24 protein-coding genes are annotated in these 24,941 nt (G+C 60.2%); 19 read left to right on the forward strand and 5 right to left on the reverse strand.

Annotated features, from left to right (window positions below):
• Positions 1–221 precede the first annotated feature (221 nt).
• The 18 genes from KPG71_RS05515 (at position 222) to KPG71_RS05600 (ending at position 19,501) form a co-directional block, all read left to right on the forward strand.
• On the forward strand, positions 222–1,517 hold the full coding sequence (locus KPG71_RS05515) for an adenylosuccinate synthase (protein ID WP_216337109.1): 1,296 nt from the start codon (positions 222–224) through the stop codon (positions 1,515–1,517).
• Positions 1,518–1,537: 20 nt separating this feature from the next.
• Positions 1,538–1,786: a DUF2842 domain-containing protein gene (locus KPG71_RS05520; RefSeq protein WP_216337110.1), complete on the forward strand. Its 249-nt coding sequence runs from the start codon at positions 1,538–1,540 to the stop codon at positions 1,784–1,786.
• 180 nt (positions 1,787–1,966) lie between these two features.
• Positions 1,967–4,858 (forward strand): hypothetical protein, encoded by a 2,892-nt coding sequence (locus KPG71_RS05525; protein WP_216337111.1) that lies wholly within the window; start codon positions 1,967–1,969, stop codon positions 4,856–4,858.
• Positions 4,859–4,873: 15 nt separating this feature from the next.
• Entirely contained in the window at positions 4,874–5,902 is a 1,029-nt protein-coding gene (locus KPG71_RS05530; RefSeq protein WP_216337112.1) for a hypothetical protein, read from the forward strand.
• Between the two features lie 74 nt (positions 5,903–5,976).
• On the forward strand, positions 5,977–6,288 hold the full coding sequence (locus KPG71_RS05535; RefSeq protein ID WP_073033822.1) for an ETC complex I subunit: 312 nt from the start codon (positions 5,977–5,979) through the stop codon (positions 6,286–6,288).
• Positions 6,289–6,407: 119 nt separating this feature from the next.
• Positions 6,408–7,385, forward strand: a complete 978-nt coding sequence (ppk2, locus tag KPG71_RS05540) for a polyphosphate kinase 2 (protein WP_216337113.1) — start codon at positions 6,408–6,410, stop codon at positions 7,383–7,385.
• Between the two features lie 68 nt (positions 7,386–7,453).
• Positions 7,454–8,086, forward strand: coding sequence for a DUF1007 family protein (locus KPG71_RS05545; protein WP_216337114.1), 633 nt, complete (start codon positions 7,454–7,456; stop codon positions 8,084–8,086).
• Complete coding sequence (locus KPG71_RS05550) at positions 8,068–9,015, forward strand: nickel/cobalt transporter (RefSeq protein WP_216337115.1); 948 nt, start codon at positions 8,068–8,070, stop codon at positions 9,013–9,015. The genes KPG71_RS05545 and KPG71_RS05550 overlap by 19 nt, the downstream gene beginning before the upstream one ends.
• A gap of 48 nt (positions 9,016–9,063) precedes the next feature.
• Complete coding sequence (locus KPG71_RS05555) at positions 9,064–10,443, forward strand: MATE family efflux transporter (protein ID WP_216337116.1); 1,380 nt, start codon at positions 9,064–9,066, stop codon at positions 10,441–10,443.
• Positions 10,444–10,704: 261 nt separating this feature from the next.
• Entirely contained in the window at positions 10,705–11,940 is a 1,236-nt protein-coding gene (locus KPG71_RS05560) for a transporter substrate-binding domain-containing protein (protein WP_216337117.1), read from the forward strand.
• A gap of 76 nt (positions 11,941–12,016) precedes the next feature.
• Entirely contained in the window at positions 12,017–12,886 is an 870-nt protein-coding gene (urtB, locus tag KPG71_RS05565) for an urea ABC transporter permease subunit UrtB (RefSeq protein WP_216337118.1), read from the forward strand.
• A gap of 10 nt (positions 12,887–12,896) precedes the next feature.
• A complete protein-coding gene (urtC, locus tag KPG71_RS05570; protein WP_216337119.1) occupies positions 12,897–14,003 on the forward strand; it encodes an urea ABC transporter permease subunit UrtC in 1,107 nt (368 codons plus the stop codon).
• Positions 14,004–14,005: 2 nt separating this feature from the next.
• Positions 14,006–14,734: an urea ABC transporter ATP-binding protein UrtD gene (urtD, locus tag KPG71_RS05575; protein WP_216337120.1), complete on the forward strand. Its 729-nt coding sequence runs from the start codon at positions 14,006–14,008 to the stop codon at positions 14,732–14,734.
• A 2-nt stretch (positions 14,735–14,736) separates the two neighbouring features.
• Positions 14,737–15,438, forward strand: coding sequence for an urea ABC transporter ATP-binding subunit UrtE (urtE, locus tag KPG71_RS05580; protein ID WP_216337121.1), 702 nt, complete (start codon positions 14,737–14,739; stop codon positions 15,436–15,438).
• Positions 15,439–15,486: 48 nt separating this feature from the next.
• On the forward strand, positions 15,487–16,530 hold the full coding sequence (locus KPG71_RS05585) for an aliphatic amidase (protein WP_073033831.1): 1,044 nt from the start codon (positions 15,487–15,489) through the stop codon (positions 16,528–16,530).
• 67 nt (positions 16,531–16,597) lie between these two features.
• Complete coding sequence (locus KPG71_RS05590; protein WP_216337122.1) at positions 16,598–17,734, forward strand: AAA family ATPase; 1,137 nt, start codon at positions 16,598–16,600, stop codon at positions 17,732–17,734.
• Between the two features lie 14 nt (positions 17,735–17,748).
• Positions 17,749–18,900 carry a transporter substrate-binding domain-containing protein gene (locus tag KPG71_RS05595; RefSeq protein ID WP_253196108.1) on the forward strand — a complete coding sequence of 384 codons (1,152 nt, stop codon included), beginning with the start codon at positions 17,749–17,751 and terminating at the stop codon, positions 18,898–18,900.
• A gap of 1 nt (position 18,901) precedes the next feature.
• Positions 18,902–19,501, forward strand: a complete 600-nt coding sequence (locus tag KPG71_RS05600) for an ANTAR domain-containing response regulator (RefSeq protein ID WP_253196109.1) — start codon at positions 18,902–18,904, stop codon at positions 19,499–19,501.
• 52 nt (positions 19,502–19,553) lie between these two features.
• On the opposite strand, the gene KPG71_RS05605 is transcribed toward KPG71_RS05600, so the two are convergent.
• From KPG71_RS05605 to phnD, 5 genes are read right to left on the reverse strand one after another with little or no spacing between them, the layout of a single operon-like run.
• Entirely contained in the window at positions 19,554–20,456 is a 903-nt protein-coding gene (locus KPG71_RS05605) for an HAD-IIA family hydrolase (protein WP_216337123.1), read from the reverse strand.
• An 8-nt stretch (positions 20,457–20,464) separates the two neighbouring features.
• Positions 20,465–21,274 (reverse strand): phosphonate ABC transporter, permease protein PhnE, encoded by an 810-nt coding sequence (gene phnE / locus KPG71_RS05610; protein ID WP_216337124.1) that lies wholly within the window; start codon positions 21,272–21,274, stop codon positions 20,465–20,467.
• Positions 21,271–22,065 carry a phosphonate ABC transporter, permease protein PhnE gene (gene phnE, locus KPG71_RS05615; RefSeq protein ID WP_216337125.1) on the reverse strand — a complete coding sequence of 265 codons (795 nt, stop codon included), beginning with the start codon at positions 22,063–22,065 and terminating at the stop codon, positions 21,271–21,273. Before phnE (KPG71_RS05615) ends, phnE (KPG71_RS05610) begins: the two co-directional genes overlap by 4 nt.
• A complete protein-coding gene (gene phnC / locus KPG71_RS05620) occupies positions 22,062–22,838 on the reverse strand; it encodes a phosphonate ABC transporter ATP-binding protein (protein ID WP_216337126.1) in 777 nt (258 codons plus the stop codon). Before phnC ends, phnE (KPG71_RS05615) begins: the two co-directional genes overlap by 4 nt.
• Before the next feature lie 56 nt (positions 22,839–22,894).
• Positions 22,895–23,872 (reverse strand): phosphate/phosphite/phosphonate ABC transporter substrate-binding protein, encoded by a 978-nt coding sequence (phnD, locus tag KPG71_RS05625; RefSeq protein WP_216337127.1) that lies wholly within the window; start codon positions 23,870–23,872, stop codon positions 22,895–22,897.
• A gap of 171 nt (positions 23,873–24,043) precedes the next feature.
• Between phnD and KPG71_RS05630 the strand changes: the two genes are divergently transcribed.
• Entirely contained in the window at positions 24,044–24,847 is an 804-nt protein-coding gene (locus KPG71_RS05630) for a DeoR/GlpR family DNA-binding transcription regulator (protein ID WP_367397306.1), read from the forward strand.
• Positions 24,848–24,941 lie beyond the last annotated feature (94 nt).

Raw genomic sequence — 24,941 nt, forward strand, 5'->3', positions numbered from 1 at the left:
TCTTCTGAAAGCGTTAACGAATGGTTAACGCGTCACGGTCCGGGCGTATCCGGCCATTGCATGGCTGTCGGGGCCGGGGCCGAACCAGCTGTGGTGTCGTGACCGCACCGGCCTGTTCCGAATGCCGCGCGAATTTCCGGTTTCACAGGCCGCGCCACCCGGCTATACCGGCGCGGGTTTCAATCTGACCACCATAGCAACCGACCACCAAGAGGATCAGCATGGCAAATGTCGTCGTCGTAGGCGCCCAGTGGGGTGACGAGGGGAAAGGCAAGATCGTTGACTGGCTCAGCGAGCGGGCAGACGTGATCGCTCGGTTTCAGGGCGGTCACAATGCCGGCCATACGCTGGTGATCGACGGTAAGACCTACAAGCTGAACGCGCTGCCCTCGGGGGTCGTGCGCGGTGGCAAGCTTAGCGTGATCGGCAATGGCGTGGTGCTGGACCCCTGGCATCTGGTCAACGAAATCGCCTCGATCCGCGAACAGGGGGTCGATATTTCGCCCGAAACGCTGATGATCGCCGAAAACACGCCGCTGATCCTGCCGATCCACGGTGAGCTGGATCGCGCCCGCGAAGAGGCTGCCAGCAAGGGCACCAAGATCGGCACGACGGGCCGCGGCATCGGCCCGGCCTATGAGGACAAGGTGGGGCGGCGCTCGGTGCGGGTGGCGGACCTGTCGGACGATGCCACGCTGGAGGCGCGCGTGGACCGCGCCCTGCAACATCACGATCCTCTGCGGCGCGGTCTGGGGATCGACCCGGTGGACCGCGATGCGCTGATCGCCAGCCTGAAAGAGATCGCGCCGCAGATCCTGCCCTATGCCGCGCCGGTCTGGAAGGTGCTGAACGAAAAACGCAAATCCGGCCAGCGCATCCTGTTCGAAGGGGCGCAGGGCGCGTTGCTGGACATTGATTTCGGCACCTATCCCTTTGTCACATCCTCGAACGTGATCGCCGGGCAGGCGGCCACCGGCGTGGGCATGGGGCCAGGATCGGTGGATTACGTTCTGGGCATCGTCAAGGCCTATACCACCCGCGTGGGCGAGGGGCCGTTTCCGACGGAGCTGGACGACGATGACGGGCTGCGCCTGGGGACGCGCGGGCACGAGTTTGGCACCGTTACGGGCCGCAAGCGCCGCTGCGGCTGGTTCGATGCGGCGCTGGTCCGTCAGACCTGCGCCACCTCGGGCGTCAACGGCATTTCGCTGACCAAGCTCGACGTTCTGGACGGGTTCGAAACGCTGAAAATCTGCGTCGGCTACGAGCTTGACGGCAAGCGGCTGGATTACCTGCCCACCGCCGCCGACCAGCAGGCCCGTTGCGTTCCGGTCTACGAGGAAATGCCGGGCTGGAGCGAGTCGACCGAGGGCGCGCGCAGCTGGGCCGAGTTGCCCGCCAATGCCATCAAATACGTGCGCCGGGTCGAAGAGCTGATCGACTGCCCCGTCGCACTTCTGTCCACCTCGCCCGAACGGGACGACACGATTCTCGTCACCGACCCGTTCGCCGACTGACCCGACCCGGCGGAGGCCCCATGGCACTCAGTTACAAGGCGCGGCGACGCTGGTCGCTGATCATCCTGCTGATCGGGCTGCCGCTGTATATTGTGGTGGCGGTGAATGTGGTCGACCTGTTCGACCGCCCGTCGATCTGGATCGAGTTCCTTGTCTATGTCGGGCTTGGCATCCTGTGGATACTGCCGTTCAAATTCGTTTTCCTGGGGGTGGGGCAGGCCGATCCGGACGTGCAGCCGGAGGATGACGACCGGCACGCGGGGGAATAGCCGCCGGCTTTCCGCGCCGGGGCACTGGGCGGCATACGGCCAAGGCATATCAGGCGGGTGTTGAGGCAGGCCGGTGTGCCACCTTGCGCTCGTTATGGTTGCATCCGTTCGATGCAGCACCTAGTCAGGGTAAAGCCGCGCAGAATCGCGGTTGGTACGGTATTGCGAGTGTGTGTCACGATGAAACGGCTGGTCCTGCATATTGGTACGCACAAGACGGGCACCACCTCGATCCAGTATACGCTGGCCCGATCGGAGCGGGCATTGGCCGATCAGGGCGTGATCTACCCCGCGCATTACGCCAATGCCAACAACCCCGGACATCATTTTCTGGCTCTCGGCACGGGGCGGGAGCGTTACAAGGCGCTGATCGAGACCATCGAAAAGGCCCCGCAAGGCACGGTGATCCTCAGCACCGAATTGCTGTCCACGGTGCCGACGGAGCGTGTTGGCGAGCTTGTCTCGCGCTACGATACGACCGCGATATGCCTGCTGCGGCGGCAGGACGAATACCTGGAAAGCATGTATCGCGAACTGTGCAAATCTTCGTTCTGTGCACAGACGCCCGACAGCTTTGTGGACAGCGTGCTGGCCGATGAGCCGCTTTTGATCTTCAGCGATTTCAAACGCATCGAGTTACGCGCGCCGCTGCCCGCGGGTTACGAACGGCTGCTGGCCGGTTATTCCGATCTGTTGGGCGAGGACCGGGTGATCGGCATTCCTTATGACGATCCGGCCTTTGGCGACGATGCGCTGAACCGGTTCTGCCGTGCCGCCGGGATCGTGGTGGAGCCCATCGGTGGCGGCCCGCGCAATGTCAGCTTTTCGCCCGAGGTGGTGGAACTGCGCCGCAGGCTGGATGCCAGTCTGGAGGACCACGAGAAACCTGCGTTGCGCCCCTTGTTCTGGAAGTTGAACGATACGATTGCGTCAGAGCAAAAAGGTCAAAGCATCCTTGGCACGGATCAGCGACGACGCATCCTGACCCATTATGCCGCTTCGAATGCCCGGCTGCGTAAGCGCTTTATCCCCAGGGCGACAGTCGATTGGCTGACTGCTCCTGAAAGTACCGCCCGCTCGGTCACGGCAACACAAGCGGCGCCGTTGGATGAGGCCCGCGCGATCGACCTGACGGCGCGTCTTTATCAGAGGGCAGACGCCGGGCAGCCATCGGCCAGGACTCACGTTGTTTCCAAACCCGCAGCGCCGCCGCGCAAATCACGTGCTGAACGCAAGACGGAAACATCCGGTCAGATCAATCTCATCGGTCTCAATTTCGCGAACATCAATCAGCTTCTGGACGATCCCGAGCGATTGCAGACCTATATGGATGCGATGGACGAATGCGCATTGAATGCAATTCGTATCCCCTTTTACTGGCGGCACCTGATCGCATATCAGGCGGATGGCACGGCGCGCGTCGATGATCGATTGGCCAGTCATTACCGCAGCTTCGTTGCGAAATTGCCGGAGCATGTGAAGATCACCGGAGTCGTGGTCAATTGTCATCCCGAGCCGGCGCGCATGGCCTATCTCGGGCAGCCGGGCTTTGCCGAGCGATATGCCGAATATGTCAGGCTTATGGTCGAAACCTTCGACTTCATTGACGATATCGAATTGTGGAATGAGCCGAACGCTTCGGATTTCTATGTGTCGGTCAAGGGGGAGGACGGGCTGCATCGCCCCTGGAACGGGTCGGAGTTCGTGGACATGGTGATCCGACCCGGTGTCGAGAGTCTGCGGCGCGCGGGATTTGCAGGGCGCATCTGCGGGGTGACATTCGCCGAGAACGGGCTTGTCGGCCATGTAAAGCGAACGCGCCCGGTCTTTGCCAACACGATGCGCGACTATGCGGATGAATTTGCGGCGGAATTTTCGGACAATCAGGGGCACGGGGCGTTCTATTTCCAGCCGGATTTCGCGCGTGACGTGATGCAGGCGCTGAAATCGCATTACCCGACTGCGCAGGATTTGCCGTTCGAGGCGTTCGGCATTCATCCCTATCCGTATTTCGGGCCGGCCCCGGATGGGTTTGCCGCCCATAGCTGGCATCTGACGCAGGATTTCCTGTCTCTTCTGGAAGACACGGGCTATTCCGGGGTGCCGGTCTGGATTACGGAGGTGGGCGCGCGTTCGCTCGATCTGTCGAAGGGATACGATTTCGACGCCGTGGCGCAGGCGGGTTTCGTAGACGATTTCATGGCGCATGCCGCTGGCGAGGCGAGTATCGAAAAGCTTTTCTGGTACAAGTACCGCGACGAGGCGTGGGATCTGAAACAGGAAAAATCCTTTGGTCTGGTCGATCACGAAGGGCGCAAGAAACCGGCCTATTACAGCTTCCGCAGCCGTGCTCTGGATTGTCTGCCGCCGCAAAGCATACGGGTCTTGCAGGACGATTTTGGCTCTGGTGCCGTGATGCAGGTCTCCAGCGTGGACAAGTCGTTTTGGAAAATCGAAAAGACCGAACCTTTTGCCTATGCGATCCCCGCCCATACCGGCACTGCAGAGGGGACTGCATTGCTGGTCTCGCCGGGGCGGGCGGTGGGCAGTGTCCTGCGGCTGGAAACCAGGCACCACCTCGCGACAGACAAAGCTCAGCGACTGAAGGCGGCTCTGCGATTCCGGCCCAAAGCGACGGGTCCGGGAAAGCCGGAAATGACGTTGGGCTTGCAGATCACCAATCTCGCCAATCCCGAAACGGGGCTGTTTCTTTCGATACGTATCAACGGTGTCAGCGGTGTCGCGGCGTTTGCGTTCGGGACAACCAGAAAGGCGCGAACCCCTGTTGCCGAGGTCGGGTTGGCCGACCTGTCGCAGTTCGCGGAGATAACGCTTGAAACCCGGAAGGGCCGGGTATGGTTATCCTGTGTGGATGGGGATGGTTCGGTTTTGACCGAAATCGACCTGTGCGCCGCGACACAGGCCTTTCTAGGACGTCGTTTGCGCGGCGCAATCGAAGTGTCCCGCACCAAGGGGCCCATTCATTTTATCGAATTGTCACGCTTTGGATTGGGACGCCAGGTCACCATCAATGATGATCGGAAGAGTGGTTCCAAAAAAGGTCCACGGTAGATGGGGGCGCGGGGGATGATCGACGAATGCGTGTTGCATATCGGAACCGGGAAAACCGGGACGACATCCATTCAAAAAGTTTTCAGCAGGAACCGGCAGTTACTTTTGGATCACGGGATTTGCTATCCCAACCCCGAAAATCACTGGGTCTGGGCCGCCGCATTTACTGATGGTGTGAAATCGCCCGGAACATTGCGTTTGCAGGAAAACAAGAAAGTTTCCTACGGCGAAGCACGTGAACTTGGGCAAAGGTTCCTTTCGAATGCTGTCGATCTGGCAAGTAAAAGAAAATCGCGGCAGTTGGTGATTTCAAGCGAGTTTTTCTTTCCCGAGTCTCCCGCTTCGATCGCAAACGCGTTCGAACTTTTGAAACAGCAGGCAGAGTCGGTAAAAATCCTGTGCTATGTGCGGCACCCGGTAGCGCGGGGCGCGAGCGTCTTTCAGCAGCGGCTGAAAATGGGAAAGATCACTTTAGAAAGTTATGCAGATTTGTCCGAGCAACTTGTTGTGGCCGACAAGTTGCTGAAAATATCCGAGGCGATTGGGCGTGAGAATTTGATCGTTGCGGCATTTGACCGTCATCAAATGCTAAATGGCGACGTTGTGGATGATTTCTTTGGATTGATGGGGCGGAGCGATGTTTTAAACCACCTCGAGCGAGGCTTGAAAACCAACGAGAGCCTTTCCAGAGAAGCCGCAACAATCGCAAACGCCTTGAATGAACTCGTTTTGAATTGCAACAAAGCCGAGCCAACGATACCCAGGGCAAGCAAGATACAGCATAGCCTGATGAAAATCGGAGGGAGCAAATTTATCCCTCCGGCGCATTTTGTGGAAGAGTCCCGGAAAATCGCGCGTGATGAGCTTTTCAAGTTGAAAGAGTATTTCGGAGTCGTATTGCCTGACGTTCAGGAGACACAGCCGGATGCGATACCCGGTCATTCGTTTTCAACAGACGCTGTAAAGGATATCGCCATTATCCTGAACCAGCTACATCTCGAAAACGACAGGTTGCGCAAGGCAAATGCCAGTTCGGACAAGTAAACAGCGCCCATTTGCACCCTTGCCCATGGCGCGGGATTTTGGAATAACCGGGGCGTAACAAGGAGTCCGCCCGAATGTCCGCGCGTATTTACAAACCTGCCCGCAGCACCACGCAATCCGGCATGGCCCGGACCAAGCACTGGGTTCTGGAGTTCGCCCCCGAAAGCCGCCGTGAGGTCGATCCGCTGATGGGGTGGACCAGTTCGGGCGATACGCAGGCTCAGGTCAGGCTGCGGTTCGACAGCAAGAAGGCGGCGCTGGATTATGCGCAGGAACATGGCATCGACGCCGTGGTTCTGGAGCCGCATCGCCGCAAGGCCAACATCCGCCCCGGTGGCTATGGCGAGAATTTCGCGACCAATCGGCGCGCTGTCTGGACGCACTGACATCCACTGATGTAAATGCGCCACAAGACCGCGCCACCTGCGGTTTTTTGACACGGATCAAGGCGGTTTTGCGTCGTCTGCACTAGCCCCTTCACCTGCATGAGTGAAGGAGACGCAACATGAGTACATCGGCCACCGCCAAGACGCAGGTCAAGTCCGCGCAGGGTGTTCCCGCCAAACCGGACACCGCCGCCAAGCCCGTTCCGGCCAGTCCCGAAAAAGAAGAACGAGAGGTCAAGTCGACCGACAAGGTGGCCGAGTACCGGCAGACCTTTGAACAGGGTGAATACCCTTACACGGACAAGCTGGGGCGCAAGGAATACGAGGCGCAAAAAGCAATGCTTCAGGCCGAGTTGCTGAAGGTTCAGCACTGGGCGCAGGAAGCGAATGAGAAGTTCGTCCTGATTTTCGAGGGGCGCGACGCCGCGGGCAAGGGCGGGACCATCAAGCGCTTTACCGAACATCTCAACCCGCGTCAGGCGCGTGTCGTCGCGTTGAACAAACCCACCTGTGAAGAACGGGGGCAGTGGTTTTTTCAACGCTATATCAGCGAGTTGCCCACGGTGGGTGAGATGGTGTTCTATGACCGGTCGTGGTACAACCGCGCGGGTGTCGAGCGTGTGATGGGCTTTTGTGAGCCGTGGGAATATCTTGAATTCATGCGCCAGACCCCCGAGTTGGAGCGGATGCTGGTGCGCTCGGGTATCCGGCTCTACAAGTACTGGTTCTCGGTCACGCAGGACGAGCAGAAACGCCGGTTCGACAGCCGTGCCAACGATCCGTTGAAGCAGTGGAAGCTCAGCCCGATCGACAAGCAAAGCCTCGACAAATGGGACGACTACACCGAGGCGAAAGAGGCGATGTTCTTCTATACCGACACCGCCGATGCGCCGTGGACCGTGGTGAAATCCAACGACAAGAAACGCGCGCGTCTGAACTGCATGATGCATTTCCTCAATTCGCTGGATTATCCCGGCAAGGATCGTTCGGTCATCACCGGTCCCGATCCGCTGATCGTTGCCACCGCGCAGCATGTTCTGCACAGCACCGATCATATTCTGGGCAAGTCCCTGCACCCGGAAGTGCGCAAGACCTGACACGCGGTAAGCCGCGTATTGCCTTGGGCCGGCTTGCCGATGGGGCGGGCCGGCCCTAAACATGCCGCATGACCCGCTGGATCGTCCTTGGCTGTGCTTTGCTGGCTGCGCCCGTTGCGCAGGCGCATCCGCATGTGTTCGTCGAGGTCGGCCTGCGCTTTGTCTCCCAGCCCGATGGTCGTCTGAGCGGTGTCGAGGTGACCTGGAGCTATGACGATTTCTTTTCCCTGCTGGTGCTGGAGGATCGCGGTCTGGACCCAGATGGCGACATGGTTCTGACAGAGGATGAGCGCGCCGAACTGACGGGGTTCGACCTGACCGACTGGCCAGACGGGTTCGAGGGCGCGCTGTTTCTGTATGACGGCGCGCGCAAGATCGCGCTTGGCCCGCCGACGCCCACCCATATCGGGATGGAGGGCGGGCGGATCGTCAGCCGTCATATCCGCCATTTCGATCCGGTGGCCGCCGATGGTCTGGTAGGGCGCCCTTACGATCCATCCTATTACGCCGCCCTGACGCTGAAAGAGGTCACGGGGTTGAGCGACGGGTGTGCGGTGAGCGTCGAGCGTGCCGACAGCAAGGCCGCCGACGCCATCGTGGCCAAGATGGGCAACAGCGCCGAAGAGGGCTTTTTCGAGGAGGCGCATGTGGGGATTCATTATGCCGATGCGTTCGAGGTGACATGCGCGCCCTCCTCCTGATCGGTGCTTTGTCGGTTCTTGCGCTGGCTGTCTGGCTCTGGGGGTTTGGCGGTGCAGGCGATGTGATGCGTTGGGCCTCTGAGGGCCAGCGCGAGGTGCAGCAAGGCATGGCCGGATATCTGCGTCGCCTGCGCGCCGGGGACTGGGCGGCGCTGAGCGGGCTGTGGGGGCTGTGTTTCGCCTATGGGTTCTTTCATGCGGCGGGGCCGGGCCATGGCAAGCTGTTGATCGGTGGCTACGGTCTGGGGGCCGGGGTGCCGGTGATACGCCTGTCGGGGCTGGCCCTGGCATCGAGTCTGGCGCAGGCGGCAACGGCGGTGGTGCTGGTATATGCCGGTGTGTTTTTGCTGGGGCTGACGCGTCAGGCCATGACGGGTGTGGCCGAGCGGATCATGGAGCCCGCCAGCTATGGCGCGATTGCGCTGGTCGGGCTGTGGCTGGCGTGGCGCGGGCTGCGCCGGTGGCGGCGTGCGGGGCGGGTGCAACTGCAAGGCTGCGGTCATGACCATCCTTCCCACGGAGATCACCACGATCATGATCACGAAGGCGATGGCACCTGCCCAAGCTGCGGTCATCGCCACGGCCCCACGGCGGAGGAGGCCGCGCAGGTCCATTCGCTGCGCGAGGCGCTGGCGCTGGTTGCCGCCGTGGCGATCCGGCCCTGCACCGGAGCGCTGTTCCTGCTGATCCTGACGTGGCGCATGGGGCTGGATCTGGCGGGGATCGCCGGGGCCTTCATCATGGGGCTCGGCACGGCCAGCGTGACGGTGGCCGTGGCGGTGGCCTCGGTCACGTTGCGCGCGGGGCTGCTGGCGCGGCTGGCGGGCGGGCGGGGGCGCAGCGCCGCCCGTGCCCTGCCGCTGATCGAGATCGTGGCCGGTGTTCTGATTGCCGCGCTTGCCCTGCAATTGCTGCGCGCGGCGGTGTAGCGGGCCTTCGTTCTTGCGCTGTGGCGTGCCCGCGCCTAAGGGCAGGGCATGACGACCCGCATGACATATCGCCAGCACGCCCGCGCCATCCTTGGCCTTGGCCTGCCGCTGATCGGCAGCCATGTGGCGCAGTTCGCCATCACGCTGACCGACGCGCTGATGCTGGGCTGGTATTCGGTCGAGGCGCTTGCCGCCGAGGTGCTGGGCGGCACCCTGTTCTTCGTGTTGTTCATCATGGGATCGGGCTTTGCCTGGGCGGTGATGCCGATGGTGGCCTCGGCGCAGGCGGCGGGCAATGAGACCCAGATCCGCCGCGTCACGCGCATGGGGGGATGGGCCTCGGTCATGTTCGGGCTGGCCTGCCTGCCGGTGATGGTGTGGTCAACGCCGGTTTTTCTGATGCTCGGACAGGATGCGAACGTGTCGGTCCTGGCGGGGCAATATCTGGGGATCATGGGCTGGGGCATTTTGCCTGCGCTTCTGGTCATGGTGTTGAAATCCTACCTTGCGGCGCTCGAGCGCACGCAGGTCGTGCTGTGGGTGACGGTGGCCGCTGTCGGGCTGAACATCCTGGTCAACAACGCGCTGATCTTCGGCAACTGGGGCTTTCCCGAACTGGGGGTGCGCGGCGCGGCAATTGCCTCGCTCTCGGTCAATGTCGCTTCGCTTCTGGCGCTTGCGACCTATGTCGCGCGGGCCACGCCGGAACATGCGCTGTTCCAGCGTATCTGGCGCGCTGATTCCGAGGCGCTGATCTCGGTCTTTCGTCTGGGCTGGCCCATCGGGATCACTAACCTGGCCGAGGTCGGGTTGTTTGCAGCGTCCTCGGTGATGATGGGCTGGCTGGGGGCGTTGTCGCTGGCGGCGCACGGCATCGCGCTGCAAATCACCTCGGTGATGTTCATGGTTCATATGGGGCTCAGCAATGCCGCGACGGTGCGCGCGGGGCAGGCGCATGGACGGGGGGACGGGCAGGCATTGCGCGACGGTGCGGCGGTGGTTCTGGTCCTGTCCTTCGTCGCGGCGGCGGTGACGGTATGCCTGTTCCTGGCCTTGCCCGAGCCCCTTATGGGCCTGTTCATGAGCCCCGACGATCCCGACCGTCCGGCGGTGATCGGGATCGGGGTGGGGCTGCTGGCGGCGGCGGCGCTGTTCCAGCTGGTCGATGCCGGACAGGTCATGGCGCTTGGCCTGCTTCGTGGCGTGCAGGACACGCGTGTGCCGATGGTCATCGCCGCGCTCAGTTATTGGGCCATCGGCGTGCCCGCCAGCTATGTGCTGGGGTTTGCGCTCGGGTTGGAGGGCATCGGTATCTGGCTGGGTCTTGCCATCGGGCTGGCCTGTGCCGCTGTGTTCATGCTGGCCCGTTTCTGGGGCTGGTCGGCGCGCGGCGTGTCGGCTGGACAAGGGCGGCGCGGCAGGCCTTGATCGGGAGTGCTCTGTCGGGGTTTTCCAGAATAGGGGGCGCGTCCGGAAGGCAATAAGCGCTTTGGTAAGTGCATGAATTTAAATGATATAATTTTCTTGCAAAAAAACACATTCTGCTGAACGATTGTTTCGGGTTCAAATGCGAACCTGAAAATATAATGAGCAAAGAGGCTCTCCGACCGTAGCAATCCAGCTGCGTTGGAGGGCCTTTTTTGTTGCCGTTTCAAATGGCCGCTCAAAAACAACAGAGGAGATAACTAAATGAAACGCCGCGATTTTCTTGGTGGGGTTGGTGCTGTCGGAACGGCTGGCATTCTCTCGACACCGGCACTTCTGACCTCGGCAAGTCGCGCTTTGGCGCAGGGCAACGATATCCCCGTCGGCCTGCTTTTCTCGCTCACCGGCGCTGTGGCCGTGGTGGAAAGCACCTTGCATGACGCTGCCCTCATGGCGATCGAAGAGATCAATGCGGCAGGTGGGATTCACGGCCGGCAACTACGTCCGATCATCGAGGACCCCGCCTCGGACCCCGCGACCTATGCCGACCGCGCCCGGCGTCTGATGATCCGCGACAAATGCGTCAGCGTCTTTGGATCGTATACCTCGGCCAGTCGGCAGGCTGTCTTGCCGGTGACGGAACAGCGCAAGAACCTCTATTGGTATCCGACACTCTATGAGGGGCGGGAGTGTTCCAGGAATGTCATGTATGGCGGCGCCGTGCCGAACCAGCAGCAGGACGAACTGATCCCCTGGGCCATCGAGAATTTCGGTCCGCGGTTCTACATGATCGGGAACAATTATGTGTATCCCAAGGAAGAGAACAACTATTGCAAGACGCTGCTTGCGAAATACGGCGGGGAAGTGGTGCACGAGGAATACGTGCCTCTGGGGCACTCGGATTTCAGTTCCGTAATCAACCGGATCCGCTCTGAGCAGCCCGATGTCATCTTTGCCACGGTGGTGGGCGATTCCGACGTGGCGTTTGCGCGCCAGTATCATGCGGCGGAACTCGATCCCGCCAAGATGCCGGTTGTCAGCCTGACGCGCTCGGAAGTCGAGGTAAAAGCGATCGGCGGCGACGCCGCGGCGGGGCACTTTTCCTCAGCGCCATATTTCATGGGGCACGGCACCCCGGAAAACGAGAAATTCGTGGAAGCCTACAAGTCCCGCTACGGGGCCGATCAGGTCACGCATTTCGTCAGCGAGGCGGCCTATTTCCAAGTCTATCAGTTCAAGGCGGCGCTCGAGAAACTGGACACGGCAAACATCACGCCGGAAACCATTCGCGATGCGGCGGTCGGGCTGACACTCAACGCTCCGCAGGGTGAAATCCTGATCGACGAAAACCTTCACACGCATCTTTGGCCAAAAATCGGCCAATGGCAGACCAACGGTCAGGCCGAGGTGCTGGTGGAGTCGACGGAGCGGGTCGCGCCCAAGCCCTATGCCGCCTACGAGGGCCAGACCTGCACGGGTGAAGGCCTGGTCAAAGCCTGAACATCTCGAGCAATTCCAGACAGGAAACAGTGTCCGGCTCTGAAACATGGGCCGGACCCGTGGGAAAGGCGTTTTCATGGACGTGATAGCTAATCAATTGTTTGCCGGGCTGAGCATGGCGTCGATCATGCTCATGATCGCCCTTGGCCTCGCGATCATCTATGGCGCGATGGGGGTCATCAATCTGGCTCATGGCGAGTTCGTCATGCTTGGCGCCTACGCGACATGGGCGCTCCAGACCTATGCGGGCCTTGGCATTCTTCCGGCACTGCCCCTGGTGTTCGTCGCCGTGGCGGCGGTCGGCTGGGTGATTGAAAAGGCGGTCGTTCAGAACCTGTATCACAGGCCACTGGACACGATCCTCGCGACATGGGGTATCGGGATCATTCTGCAACAGGCCGTTCGCCTTGGCGTCGGGGCCGAATCGCGTTTCGTCAAAGGGCCAGAATTGCTTGCCGGGAACACGGAAATCGGCCCCCTGATCATGTCGAATTATCGCTTGTTCGTGATTTTCTTTTCGATTGCCGTCCTCTGGGGAAGCTGGCTTCTGATGACGCGGACCGAGTTCGGTATGAAACTCCGGGCCATTATCCAGAACCGTAGCATTTCGGAATGCTACGGGATCGAGTCAAAGCGCGTCTACTCGATCACCTTTGCCTATGGGGCAGGGCTGGCGGGGATCGCCGGGGCGTTGATTACCCCGCTGTTCAGCACGATCCCGACAATGGGAACGGGTCTGGTTGTGGATGCCTTCCTTGTCGTGATCGTCGGTGGGCTCGGAAGCCTGATCGGTGCGGCGACGGCCTCGGTTCTGATCGGCGAAGCGACAGCGCTGTTCTCGATGATCATGAACGACACCCTGGGCCGCATTGCGGTTCTGGCGGGCATCATTCTCCTGATCCGCTTCCGTCCGCGCGGGCTTTTCCCAACAGAAACACGTCGCTGAGGAAACCAGTATGACTTCCAGATTCCACTACGATCTCGTGGCGCTCGTGATCTTTGCGATCGTGATTGCATTCGGAGTTCCGGCTCTGATGAACTACGACGGTTTCGAACTCAACACGTTCGCGCGATACCTCGCACTGGCGATCGTATCCATGGCTCTGGCGCTGTCATGGGGCACGGCTGGGCTGCTCAACCTAGGGCAGGCCGCGACCTTTGGCATGGGATCATATGCAATGGCCATGCACCTGAAGCTGCGTGCCAGCAATGGGCTGCCGGATTTCATGGGATGGAACAATGTCCCGGAGCTTCCCTTGATCTGGGTGCCGTTCGAATCCCTTGCCTTCACGTTGCTGGCCGGATTGCTGATCCCTGCTTTCGTCGGGGGGCTGATCGCGATTTTCATGTTCCGCGCCCGGATTGCCGGTGTTTTCGTGGCGATCATCACGCTGGCTTTCCTCGTGGCGTTCCAGCTTCTGGTCATCAATCAGCAAGGGCTGACCGGAGGACAGAACGGGCTGACCGGTCTGGCGCAATTGTCGCTTCCGGGCTGGACGGTCGATCCCTACAGCATGGGGTTTTACTATCTCGTTGCAGGGTGTCTGACCGTTGCGCTTGCCGCTGGTGTTTACCTGACCCACAGCAAATTCGGTCTGGTCCTTCGCGCCATTCGCGAGGATGCCGATCGGACGCGTTTCTTCGGCTACAACGTCGCGACGTATCAGACTGCGGTTTTCTGCATCTCCGCCGCGCTCGCCGGGTGGGCGGGGATGCTCTACACGATGGTGCTGGAATTCGCGTCGCCAACCTACATGGGCGTTTCGTTCAGTCTGGCGATCGTCATCTGGTGCGCTGTCGGCGGGCGGGAGTCGGTCATTGCCGCGGCGTTCGGGGCGATTATCGTCAACCTGCTGGAGGGGCGGCTTTCGGACGTCTTCGTCGAAGGCTGGCACCTCATGCTGGGCGTGATCTTCGTGCTTGTCGTCATGTTCATGCCGCGCGGCATCTACGGATTGCTGTCCGAACTCGCAACGAAACTTCGGCGGACGGGACGGCAGCAAAATGCCGCCAGCATAGACCCCTCGTCAAAAACTCAACTCGAAACCGGGCAGGAGCAATAACCATGCAGCAACTGCAAGTCACCGATCTGCATGTCGAATTCGGCGGTCTGCGCGCCGTGGACGGGCTCAGCTTTGCCGTGGAGGAAGGAGAGATCCTTTGCCTGCTGGGGCCGAATGGCGCGGGGAAGTCCACGACTTTGGATCTGATCTGCGGCAAGACCCAGCCAACGGGCGGGTCCATTCGGCTGAACGGGGTCGAAATTTCACAGATGCTGGAGTTTCGCCGTGCCCGTCTTGGAATTGGCCGCAAGTTTCAGGTTCCCTCAGTCTACAAGGATCTGACCGTCGCCGAAAACCTGTCGGTCGCAAGATCGCGGCGACCGGGGCTGTGGAGCGCATTGACGCGTTTCTCTCTTTCGGACGTGCGAGAGACGGAAGGGATACTGGAACGGGTCGACCTGAGTTCGAAGCGCGAAGAACTGGCAGGCAACCTGTCACATGGTGAGACGCAATGGCTGGAGATCGCCATGCTGATTGCGCAGGACAGCCGGCTGATCCTGATGGATGAGCCCACCGCGGGCATGACGATTCAGGAAACCGAGAAAACCGCCGAAATTTTCCGATCCCTGAGCGACAGCCACACCCTGATTGTCGTCGAGCACGACATGTCGTTCGTCCGCACCGTCGCCGACCGGATCATCGTTATGAACCGTGGCGCGATGCTCGCGGAGGGTTCGATCGAGGAAATCGAAACCAATGAAGACGTGAAAACAGCGTATCTGGGGCATTGATCATGGAAAATATGCAAGCGAGAGACCTGTATTCCTTTTACGGAAAGAGCCCGGTGATCCAGGGGGTGTCTTTCGATCTGGACCCCGGTGAGTTCCTGGCGGTGCTCGGACGGAACGGCGTCGGGAAAACCACGCTTCTCAAATCCATCATGGGGCTGACGGATCGTTGCGAAGGCGGGCTTGCCTTCGGGAGCCAGGACATACTGGGCCTGTCGACGCCCCAGAGATCGAAGCTCGGGATCGCGTATATCCCGCAAGGCCGCGAAGTCATTCCCCAGTTCACGGTTCGCGAAAATATACTCATGGGCACATTTGCCCGACCGGACGGCAAGCGAGAAATACCGGACTACCTGTTCGAGATGTTCCCGATTCTCGACGAGTTCATTTCACGCCGCGGCGGCGATTTGTCCGGCGGTCAGCAGCAACAGCTGGCGATTGCCAGAGCGCTGGCCATGGACCCCAAGATTCTCATCCTCGATGAGCCCACGGAGGGCATTCAGCCCAATATCGTGAAACAGATCGAGGATGCGATTGTCCGGCTCAATCGGGAACGCGGGCTGGGCATCATCCTTGTCGAGCAAAATGTGCCGTTTGCACGAACAGCATCGGACCGCTTTCTGGTGCTGGACAAGGGACGCGTCGTTCTGAGCGGAAAATCCGAAGACCTCACCGACGACGTTGTCGAAAAACACCTGACATTCTGACCGGTCAGGGCAACCCACCATCAAGGACCAACAGGAAAGGACCAGAAAATGAGACATGGTGACATTTCAAGCAGCGACAACACGGTTGGCGTCGCGGTTGTGAACTACAAGATGCCAAGGCTTCATACCAAGGCCGAGGTCATGGAGAACGCAGAGAAGATTGCGGACATGATCATCGGAATGAAGCAGGGCCTGCCCGGCATGGATCTGGTGATCTTCCCGGAATACAGCACGCAGGGCATCATGTACGACCCTGACGAGATGATGGAAACGGCCGCCAGCATTCCCGGCGACGAAACGGAAGTGTTCGCCAGAGCGTGCCGCAAGGCCAATACCTGGGGCGTTTTTTCGCTTACCGGGGAGCGTCATGAAGAGCATCCGAAAAAGACGCCCTACAACACGCTTATCCTGATGAACAACAAGGGTGAGGTCGTGCAGAAATATCGCAAGATCCTGCCCTGGAACCCGATCGAAGGCTGGTATCCCGGCGATCAGACATATGTCGTCGAAGGTCCGAAAGGTCTCAAGGTCAGCCTGATTATTTGCGACGATGGCAACTATCCCGAAATCTGGCGCGATTGCGCGATGAAGGGGGCGGAACTGATCGTTCGCTGCCAGGGATATATGTATCCCGCGAAAGATCAGCAGGTCATCATGGCCAAAGCCATGGCTTGGGCCAACAACAGCTATGTCGCGGTGGCCAACGCCGCGGGCTTCGACGGTGTCTACAGCTATTTCGGGCACTCGGCGATCATCGGATTTGACGGGCGTACCCTGGGCGAATGCGGCGAGGAAGAGATGGGTATCCAGTATGCCCAGCTTTCGATCCCGGAAATTCGCGATGCGCGCGCCAACGATCAATCGCAGAACCATCTCTTCAAGCTGCTGCACCGCGGATATACCGGCATTCATGCCTCGGGTGACGGCGACAAGGGCGTGGCGGAATGTCCGTTCGAGTTCTATCGCAACTGGGTCAATGACGCGGAAAAAACGCGCGAGCATGTCGAGTCCTTCACGCGTTCGACGATTGGCGTGGCCTGCTGCCCCGTCGGGGGGTTGCCGACAGGCGCCAAAGAAAAAGAAGCGAAATGATCTTTCATGAGCTATATGGGCGGCCCGGCCGGGCCGCTCATCCTCAGTTTAATTGGTAGGAGCGGACATGCCTTTCCTGACGGACCGGATGCGTGACAGCCAGAGACAACAAAAGCTCGAAGCCGCCTTGGCGGATGAAAATGCCGGCGTTGTCGGGAGGGCCGATCACAAAGCGGCTTCTGCGCGTGCTCTTGCATCGCGCTTTTCATTCGATCTCGATCTGGTCGAGGCCGAGCTGCGCGCGGCGATCATCGGGCAGGACGAGGCGATCGGGCAGGTGTTGGAAATCCTGAAGGTCGTTCGTGCCGATATCGGCGATCCGCGAAAACCTCTGGCATCCGTTCTCTTTTGCGGCCCGACGGGGGTGGGCAAGACGGAAACGGTCCGCACGATTGCACGGGCGATGTATGGCGATGCGGATGCGTTTTGCAGGATTGATATGAACACGCTCTCGCAGGAACATTATGCCGCCGCGCTTACAGGCGCACCGCCGGGATATGTGGGGTCCAAGGAAGGGACGACCATTCTGGATCAGGAAAAGATCGAAGGAACCCGGAACCTTCCGGGGCTGGTTCTGTTCGACGAACTCGAAAAAGCGAGCAACGAAGTGGTGCTTGCCCTGATGAACGTATTCGACAATGGTATCCTGACCGTAGCTTCGGGGGAACGTACGTATTCCTTCAGAAACAGCCTGATCTTCATGTCGTCCAACCTTGGGGCGCGGGAATTGATGGCGCTCGACGATGCGGTCGCGTTTACCCCGCGTGCGATCTGGGCGCGGCTGACCAGCGTCTCCAAACTGCGGAGCGAACGCGCGCATGACATCGTCATGCGTTGCCTGCTGGAGCGATTTCCGCCTGAACTGGTGAACAGGATCGATCATATCGATACGTTCAACTGGATCGGCAGCGACAAGATGCCGGCGCTTGTCGATGTGGAACTCGAACGTTTGAACCGGCGCCTGAAGAAACATGACCTCTGGCTTGAAATTTCCGACGAGGTTAGAGGTTTCGTTGCCTCGAAAGGCTATGATAAACGCTTTGGCGCACGGGGGCTTCGGCGTGCGATAAGGCGCCACCTGGAGTTTCCTCTGGCCGGGTATCTGCTTGGCGATCACGGAGATTTCTCGCCTCCTGACGGAAGCGCCGTAACCAGGATCCAGGCCCAGTACCGAGATGGAATTGTTTCATTTCGACAGTTTTGAAAGGGATTTCTTCGTTGGAAAGTTGGAAAATCGGGCTGCTGTTTTCGGTGACGGGGGTAACGTCGATTATCGAGCGATCGCAACTGAACGGTGCGTTGCTTGCGATCGACCAGATCAACGCCAAAGGCGGCGTGCTCGGCCGTCCATTGGAGCCCGTTCGCTATGATCCCGCCTCAGTCGTCAAACGATACGGGGAACTGGCGGAAAAACTGATTGTCGAAGACAAGATCAGTGTGATTTTCGGTTGCTACATGTCGTCATCGCGCAAAGAAGTGCTGCCCGTTGTCGAACGCCGGAACGCGTTGTTTTTCTATCCGACCCTTTACGAAGGCTTCGAGTATTCTCCCAACGTGATCTATGGCGGTGCATGTCCGAACCAGAACAGCGTTCCGCTGGCCAATTTCCTGATGAACACCTATGGGAAACGCGTTTTCTTTGTCGGGTCAGATTACATCTATCCGAGGGAATCCAACCGCGTCATGCGCAATGTCCTTCGCCAGGGCGGCGGGGAAGTCACGGGAGAAGTCTATTTCGACCTCGGGGCGGAAGCCGCGGATTTCTCTGGCGTCGTCGACGAGATCATGAAGGTGAAGCCCGATGCAATTTTTTCGACAGTTGTCGGACAAGCCTGTATTGAGTTCTATAAAGCCTATCATCTGGCCGGTGGGGACGGTCGAAAATGTCCAATTGCCAGCCTGACCACGAATGAAGGGGAGATCGACGCCATAGGTCCTGAAGCTTCGGTCGGGCACATCACCGCCGCACCGTATTTCCGCTCGGTCAATTCACCGGCCAATCGCCGGTTCCTCAAGGCATACGAGGAAAAATTCGGTTCGACAGTGGATGTCACCAGTTGTTGCGAAGCGACCTATAGCCAAGTCCATATGTTTGCTCTTGCGCTTGAAGAAACGGGTGAGGTCGATACCGAATGCCTGCGAGAGGCGTTGCTCGGCGCGAGCTTTGACGCCCCCCAGGGGCAGATCAAGATCGACCCCGACAACAATCACACCTACCTGCAGTCGCGAATTGCGAAGGTGGATGACAACGGTGAATTCGTCATCGAGGCCAAGGTTCGCCGCGCGATCAAGCCAGACCCCTATCTGGTGTTTCCAGCCATCCATGACTGGAGCTTCCGGACGCTGAAAGTAGCCGGAGGCGGGCGTTAGGATGAGTGATCCGATCCAGGATCTCAGGGATCTTCATGCGCTTGTCGTCCATCCGAGGGACAGAAGCGCCGACGAGCTGATGCAGCAAGTCAACAGGATCGGGTGTAATTTTGACCATATGTGGCCGGTGCCCAAAACGCTGCCGGAGAAGTTCGATCTGGTCTTTGTCGATGTGACGGATCAAAACGCGCAAAGGCTGAAGTCATTTATCGGAAGCAGCTCGAAATCGCCTTCGGTCGTGGCCATTATCGGCTATGAAAATCCTTCGGTTCTCGACCTCATTTTCGAGATCGGGGCGCATTCGGTTTTGATGAAACCCGTGCGTGCCGCGGGTGTGTTGAGCAGTATGCTGATGGCGCGCCGGTTCCAGCAGGAGCAGTTGCGCTTTGAAAAAGACCTCACCAAGCTGCGCGAGAAACTCGACAACGTGCAGAAGGTGAATGACGCCAAGTTCATTCTGATGCGGCATCGCGGAATTACCGAGAGGCAAGCCTACGATCTGATACGCAAGCAGGCGATGGCGAAAAGGGCGACCACCACAGAGATCGCGCAATCAATCATCAATGCCGAGAGTATCCTTAGCAATATGGGGGATACGTGACCGGGTGAGTTGCTGCCCGGTCGGGGTGTTCCGGGACGGTCTCGGGCGGCGATCATATCTGGCCGATAACGAAATCCGGCGCGATGCCGGACCGGCGTACCGCCGTGTCGGCGTCCATCCCGGCCAGCAGGCCGTGATTCATGACCAGCGCCGTGGCAAACCCCATGTGCCGCCCGCCAAGGACATCGGTGTGCAGCGTATCGCCGACCATCAGCACGCGGGCAGGGGGCGGTGGCGGATCGTGGCGTGCCAGCGCAAGGTCGTAGATTTCACCAAAAGGCTTGCCCAGAAACCGCGGTTCGATCCCCGTGACATCGGCGAGCCGGTGCGCGAAATAGCCGGGCTCACGTGACAGCCCGCCCTCGCGCGGGGCGACGATATCGGGGTTGCCGACGATCACCGGCCGGGGATTTTTGCGCAGCGAATTTTCGAGCATGTCCTGGCGCGCATCCGTCCAGCCATCCGAGCCGACCAGCAGGATGCCTTCGGCTGCGTCATAGGCGGCGGGGTCGTCCGCAAGGACATGCGCGTCGATCCCGTTCAGGTCGTCGCTCCCGTTGGACACGTTAAGCATCATGCCCCATCTCCGGCGTGGCAAGTCGGCGAGATGCGCAAGCAGCGCTTCGCGGCTTGTGACCACCTCGGACGGGGTGAAATCGAAACCGAGACGGGCATAGCGCTGCATCATCCGCGCCTTGGGATACCCTGCGGAGTTCGACACCACCATGACCCGCTTGCCCGCCGCCCGCAGCGCTGCAATCCTTTCGACCGCCCCCTCAATCGGGGTTTCGCCGACATTCAACACGCCATAGGCGTCGAGCAGGATCAGATCGAACGTCTCCGCGATCTTCTCCAGCGATGGCACGACTGTCCAGCTTGTGCCGAACGTGGCGTTGGGCAGGCGATGGCGGACCGAGAGATAGGCGTTGAATGCGGTCTCGGCGTCTGTCGTCATCATCCGGTTCAAAGGATACGCCGCCGCAGGAAGGCCGAGACGATCTCACCCAGTACCACCAGCGCCAGGATCGCCAGAAGAACGGTCGCCGCTTCGGGCCAGTTGAAAGTGTCGATTGCGCCTTGCAGGATGATGCCGATCCCGCCAGCCCCGACGAGGCCAAGCACGGTGGATTCCCGCAGGTTGATATCCCACCGCAGGATCGCGACGGCCCAGAAGGTCGGCATGACCTGCGGTATGATCGCATAGACGATCACCTTGAAACGCGAGGCGCCGGTGGCTTCGAGCGCCTCGACCGGGCGCTTGTCGATTTCCTCGATCGCTTCGCCGAGAAGCTTGCCGATAAAGCCGATGGACCGGAACATGATGGCGAGGATACCGGCGACGACGCCAGGGCCGAAGATCGCGACGAAAAGCAGTGCCCAAATGATGGTGTTGACGGAACGCGACGTGACCAGGATCAGCCGCCCGAACCATAGTGTGGCGCGGTTGGGGGTGGTGTTCTGCGCCGCTAGATAAGCCACCGGCAAGGACATCAGAACACCGAGGGCCGTCGCGAAGGTGGCGATATTGACCGTTTCCATCAGCACGTTCAGGATCGTGCCGAGGTTGGACGGGTCGGGGGGATACATCCGGCCCAGAAGGTCGCCCATCTGTTCCGGCGCATCCCAGACCCAGGCCCAGATGACGTCGATCGAACTCAGCGCCCAACCGAGCGCCAGCGCGCTGAAGGCGAATGCGGCGTACCGCTGCATCCGTTGTTTCGGGGTAAAGCGAGACCAGTCCTCACGCCCGAATTTTTCGGCAATGGTGCTCATCCGATGCGCTTCCTTATTACGCCGCTGATCCCTTCGGAAATCAGGATCACGCCGACGATGACGATGGTGATGGCCAGTGCGAAATCATAGTCATAGCGCCCGAAGGCGTTGGCGAGCGTCGCGCCGATCCCTCCGGCGCCGACGATTCCCACGACAGCCGAAGCGCGCAGGTTGGAATCGAGCTGATAGATCGAAAGGCCGATCTGGCGCGGCATGATCTGCGGGAAGATCGCGTAGAACAATGTCGAGAGGTAAGGTGCTCCGGCGGCGCGCATTGCCTCGACCTGGCCGAAATCTATCTCTTCTATCCGCTCGGCCAGCATCTTGGCGACGAAGCCGATGGAGTAGACGATCAGCGTCAGCACCCCTGCGAACGGGCCGAAACCCACTGCCTTGACGAAGATGATCGCAACGATCACCGGGTGAAAGCTGCGGGCGATGATGATGATCGCGCGACCGAGATAGTAGATCGGCAGCGGTGCGATGTTGCGCGCGGCCATGAAGGCAATGGGGATCGACAGCGCCACGCCGCCCGCAGTGGCCAGCAGGGCGATTTTCAGGCTTTCGAGAAACCCGTCGATCAGCAGGCCGCTGCGCTCGAAGCTCGGGGGGAAGGCCCCGCCGAAGATTCGTTTGGCCCGGCCGAGTCCGTCGGCGACCCGTTCCCAGTCGACGGGCAGGCTTGTCCCGACCCAGAGGATATAGGAGATCACTCCGAGATAGACCGTCCAGCGCACCCAGCGGTTGGCGATGAAGGGCGGTTTGCGCCAGGTGTCGGGTGTGCCGCTCATGACGCTTCTTTCAGGTCTTCGCTGCGGTCGGCATGGGGGCTGCCGGAATAGATCTGGTCCATCGCCTCCTGATCCAGCTTGTCGGGCGTGTCGTCAAAGATGATCCGGCCATAGCGCATGCCGACGATCCGGTCGGTGTAAATCTTGGCTTCGGTGACGTTGTGGATGTTGATGAGTACCGGCAGTTTCAGCTCACCCGCCAGGTCGCGCAGCAGCCCCATGATCTGCTCGGACGTCTTTGGGTCGAGCGATGCGGTGGGTTCGTCCGCCAGCAATATTTCGGGGTCTTGCATCAATGCGCGAACCACGCCGACGCGCTGACGCTCGCCGCCGGAAAGCTCGTCGGCGCGTTTGTTGGCGTAATGCGCGATGCCGACCCGTTCCATCAGTTCATAAGCGCGACGGATGTCTTTTGGGGGATACCGGCGCATCACCGCCGCCCATGTGGGGATATAGCCGAGCCGCCCGGACTGAACGTTTTCCATGACCGTCAGGCGATCGACCAGATTGAACCCCTGAAACACCATCCCGATCTTGCGCCGGGCCGCGCGAAGCTCGCGACCGCGCAGTCGGGTCAGTTCCGTGCCGTTCAGTTCGATACTGCCCGAGGTGGGTTCCACCAGCCGGTTGATGCAGCGCAGGAGGGTCGATTTGCCCGCGCCGGAAGAGCCGATGACGGACACGACGCTTTCGCCCTCGATGGTCAGGTCGAGGCTTTTCAAAACCGGGCTTCCCGTGCCGTATCGTTTGACCAGGTCGGTGATTTTCAACATGTATTGGCTCCTTGAAAGGGGCCGATGCCGTGGCACCGGCCCCTGTCGCACAGGTTTTATTCCGCGGCGAGTCCTTCGGGCGTGTATTCGACGCCGTTCGCCTTCTGAATCTGGCGGATGACCTTCCACTGATCCTTGTAGGTGATCGGAATGAATTTGCTGACGCCCGTGAATTCCTCACCCAGGGCCGTTCCCGCGAAATCGAAGCTGAAGAAGGCTTCTTCGATCTTCTTCTTGAGTTCGGGCGCAAGGTCGTGGGCATAGCCATAAGACGTGGTCGGGAAAGGGTCGCTTTCCCAGACGATGCGAACGTCTGCGGGATCGTAGAGGCCGCGTTCCGCCATCCGGTCGACAACCTCGGAGGCCACCGGGGCCGCGTCGTAATCGCCCGCCACGACACCCAGCATCGACTGATCGTGCGAGCCCGAATAGGTCACTTCGTAATCCTCGTCCGGCACGACGCCGAGGTCCGGGAACAGCGCCCGCGGCGCGAGGTTGCCGGAATTCGAGGTCGGTGAGGTGTGTGCGATGCGCTTGCCGGCCATGTCCGCCACTTCCTTGATGTCGCTGTCGGCCTGCGTGTAGATTTGCAGCTTGTAGCCGAACTGGCCGTCATCACCGCCCATGATCGCAAAGGGCACGGCCCCGGCGAGGTTCACCGCGAAGGGTGTGGGGCCGGTTGAAAAGCCTGCGATATGCAGACGGCCCGAGCGCATGGCCTCGACCTCGGCCGAGTTCGACTGCACCGCGAAGAACTGCACGTCCTTGCCGGTCACCTCTTCCAGATGTTCGATGAAGGGGTTCCAGATGTCTTCGTAGATCGCCGGATCTTCGACCGGCGTGTAGGCGAACACGAGCGTGTCGGGGTCTTTCAGCGCGCTCGGGTCTTCTGGCGCGTCGGCCACGAGATCGCCGTCCGCGTCGGTATATTGACTGTCGAGCGCTGCCATCTCCGTCTCTTGTGCAAAGGCGGACCCCGCCACAAGGGCAAGTGTCGCCAGGAACGTCGTTCCCAATGCCGTCTGTCTGAGCATGGTCTTCTCCTCCCATATATTTTGTCCTGCGCCCGGTTGGCCGGGCTCAGTCGGGGGGATGACAGCATTGATATCTGCGATATGCAAGATAAATTCTCTGGAAATTTTGGAAAACCAAAGTATTTTTTGGGAAGAGCCACAACACGACAATATGTCGGGGAGTTTCCCACCGTGACCACACGGCGATACAAGAAGCAGGAACGGCACGAGCAAATCCTGCTGGAGCTGAAGCTCAAGCCGCATGTCAGGGTTGCCGAACTGGCCAAGCAATTCGGTGTGACCACGGAAACGGTACGGCGCGACATCGAAGACCTTGGACGCGACGGACTTTTGCAGCGCGCGCATGGGGGGGCGTCGGCGCGGCATGCGGGGGCGCATCACGATCTGGATGCGCGGCGGCATCAGCGGGTGGCGGAGCGTGAGCGTCTTGGGCGGTTTGCGGCCTCGCTGGTGGCGGAGGGGAGTTCGATCATGGTCGATGCCGGGGCCACGACGATGGAGTTCGCACGCTTCCTGGCCTTTGCGGAAACGCGGGTGACGGTGATCACGAACAGCCTTCAGGTGGCGATGATCCTGGGGCAAAGCCCGGCGACGGATGTGCGTCTTGCGCCCGGTGAGTACCTGCCGCGCGAAGCTGCGGTGGTGGGAACGGAAACCTGCGAATACCTGGCCGGTTATAACGTAGACGCTTGTTTTATTGGGGCTGCGGGGCTGAGCGAGGTCGGCGTCACCGAGGCGATTGCCGGGTTCGGCGCGGTCAAGCGGGCCATGATGCGCCAGAGCCGGGTGCGCCATTTCCTGATCGACGCCAGCAAGTTCGGGCAGACCCATATGACGCGGGTTGCGAGTCTAGACGAGATTGGATCGCTCGTCAGTGACCGGCACCCCACGGCGCCGCTTTCCGGGGTACTGCGGGAGCGGGGGGTGCGGATGCTGAGCCCCGATATTCAGAAATCCGCACCTGCCAGAGCGTAGTCCGGCGGGGTTGCGTTTCGTACAAAACGTACGAAGTGTACGCGGGTTTTGTACGAAATTCGGGCCCCACGGGCAAAGCTGCGTACAACATGGA

Origin of the sequence: Roseovarius sp. PS-C2 (genome assembly GCF_018862045.1) — a bacterium.
Lineage (GTDB): Bacteria > Pseudomonadota > Alphaproteobacteria > Rhodobacterales > Rhodobacteraceae > Roseovarius.

What these genes read in the sequence shown, in the direction of transcription:
- KPG71_RS05515 (WP_216337109.1), top strand. Translation starts at nt 222, where the DNA reads ATGGCAAATGTCGTCGTCGTAGGCGCCCAGTGGGGTGACGAGGGGAAA.
- KPG71_RS05520 (WP_216337110.1), top strand. Translation starts at nt 1,538, where the DNA reads ATGGCACTCAGTTACAAGGCGCGGCGACGCTGGTCGCTGATCATCCTG.
- KPG71_RS05525 (WP_216337111.1), top strand. Translation starts at nt 1,967, where the DNA reads ATGAAACGGCTGGTCCTGCATATTGGTACGCACAAGACGGGCACCACC.
- KPG71_RS05530 (WP_216337112.1), top strand. Translation starts at nt 4,874, where the DNA reads ATGATCGACGAATGCGTGTTGCATATCGGAACCGGGAAAACCGGGACG.
- KPG71_RS05535 (WP_073033822.1), top strand. Translation starts at nt 5,977, where the DNA reads ATGTCCGCGCGTATTTACAAACCTGCCCGCAGCACCACGCAATCCGGC.
- ppk2 (WP_216337113.1), top strand. Translation starts at nt 6,408, where the DNA reads ATGAGTACATCGGCCACCGCCAAGACGCAGGTCAAGTCCGCGCAGGGT.
- KPG71_RS05545 (WP_216337114.1), top strand. Translation starts at nt 7,454, where the DNA reads ATGACCCGCTGGATCGTCCTTGGCTGTGCTTTGCTGGCTGCGCCCGTT.
- KPG71_RS05550 (WP_216337115.1), top strand. Translation starts at nt 8,068, where the DNA reads ATGCGCGCCCTCCTCCTGATCGGTGCTTTGTCGGTTCTTGCGCTGGCT.
- KPG71_RS05555 (WP_216337116.1), top strand. Translation starts at nt 9,064, where the DNA reads ATGACGACCCGCATGACATATCGCCAGCACGCCCGCGCCATCCTTGGC.
- KPG71_RS05560 (WP_216337117.1), top strand. Translation starts at nt 10,705, where the DNA reads ATGAAACGCCGCGATTTTCTTGGTGGGGTTGGTGCTGTCGGAACGGCT.
- urtB (WP_216337118.1), top strand. Translation starts at nt 12,017, where the DNA reads ATGGACGTGATAGCTAATCAATTGTTTGCCGGGCTGAGCATGGCGTCG.
- urtC (WP_216337119.1), top strand. Translation starts at nt 12,897, where the DNA reads ATGACTTCCAGATTCCACTACGATCTCGTGGCGCTCGTGATCTTTGCG.
- urtD (WP_216337120.1), top strand. Translation starts at nt 14,006, where the DNA reads ATGCAGCAACTGCAAGTCACCGATCTGCATGTCGAATTCGGCGGTCTG.
- urtE (WP_216337121.1), top strand. Translation starts at nt 14,737, where the DNA reads ATGGAAAATATGCAAGCGAGAGACCTGTATTCCTTTTACGGAAAGAGC.
- KPG71_RS05585 (WP_073033831.1), top strand. Translation starts at nt 15,487, where the DNA reads ATGAGACATGGTGACATTTCAAGCAGCGACAACACGGTTGGCGTCGCG.
- KPG71_RS05590 (WP_216337122.1), top strand. Translation starts at nt 16,598, where the DNA reads ATGCCTTTCCTGACGGACCGGATGCGTGACAGCCAGAGACAACAAAAG.
- KPG71_RS05600 (WP_253196109.1), top strand. Translation starts at nt 18,902, where the DNA reads ATGAGTGATCCGATCCAGGATCTCAGGGATCTTCATGCGCTTGTCGTC.
- KPG71_RS05605 (WP_216337123.1), bottom strand. Translation starts at nt 20,456, where the DNA reads ATGACGACAGACGCCGAGACCGCATTCAACGCCTATCTCTCGGTCCGC.
- phnE (WP_216337124.1), bottom strand. Translation starts at nt 21,274, where the DNA reads ATGAGCACCATTGCCGAAAAATTCGGGCGTGAGGACTGGTCTCGCTTT.
- phnE (WP_216337125.1), bottom strand. Translation starts at nt 22,065, where the DNA reads ATGAGCGGCACACCCGACACCTGGCGCAAACCGCCCTTCATCGCCAAC.
- phnC (WP_216337126.1), bottom strand. Translation starts at nt 22,838, where the DNA reads ATGTTGAAAATCACCGACCTGGTCAAACGATACGGCACGGGAAGCCCG.
- phnD (WP_216337127.1), bottom strand. Translation starts at nt 23,872, where the DNA reads ATGCTCAGACAGACGGCATTGGGAACGACGTTCCTGGCGACACTTGCC.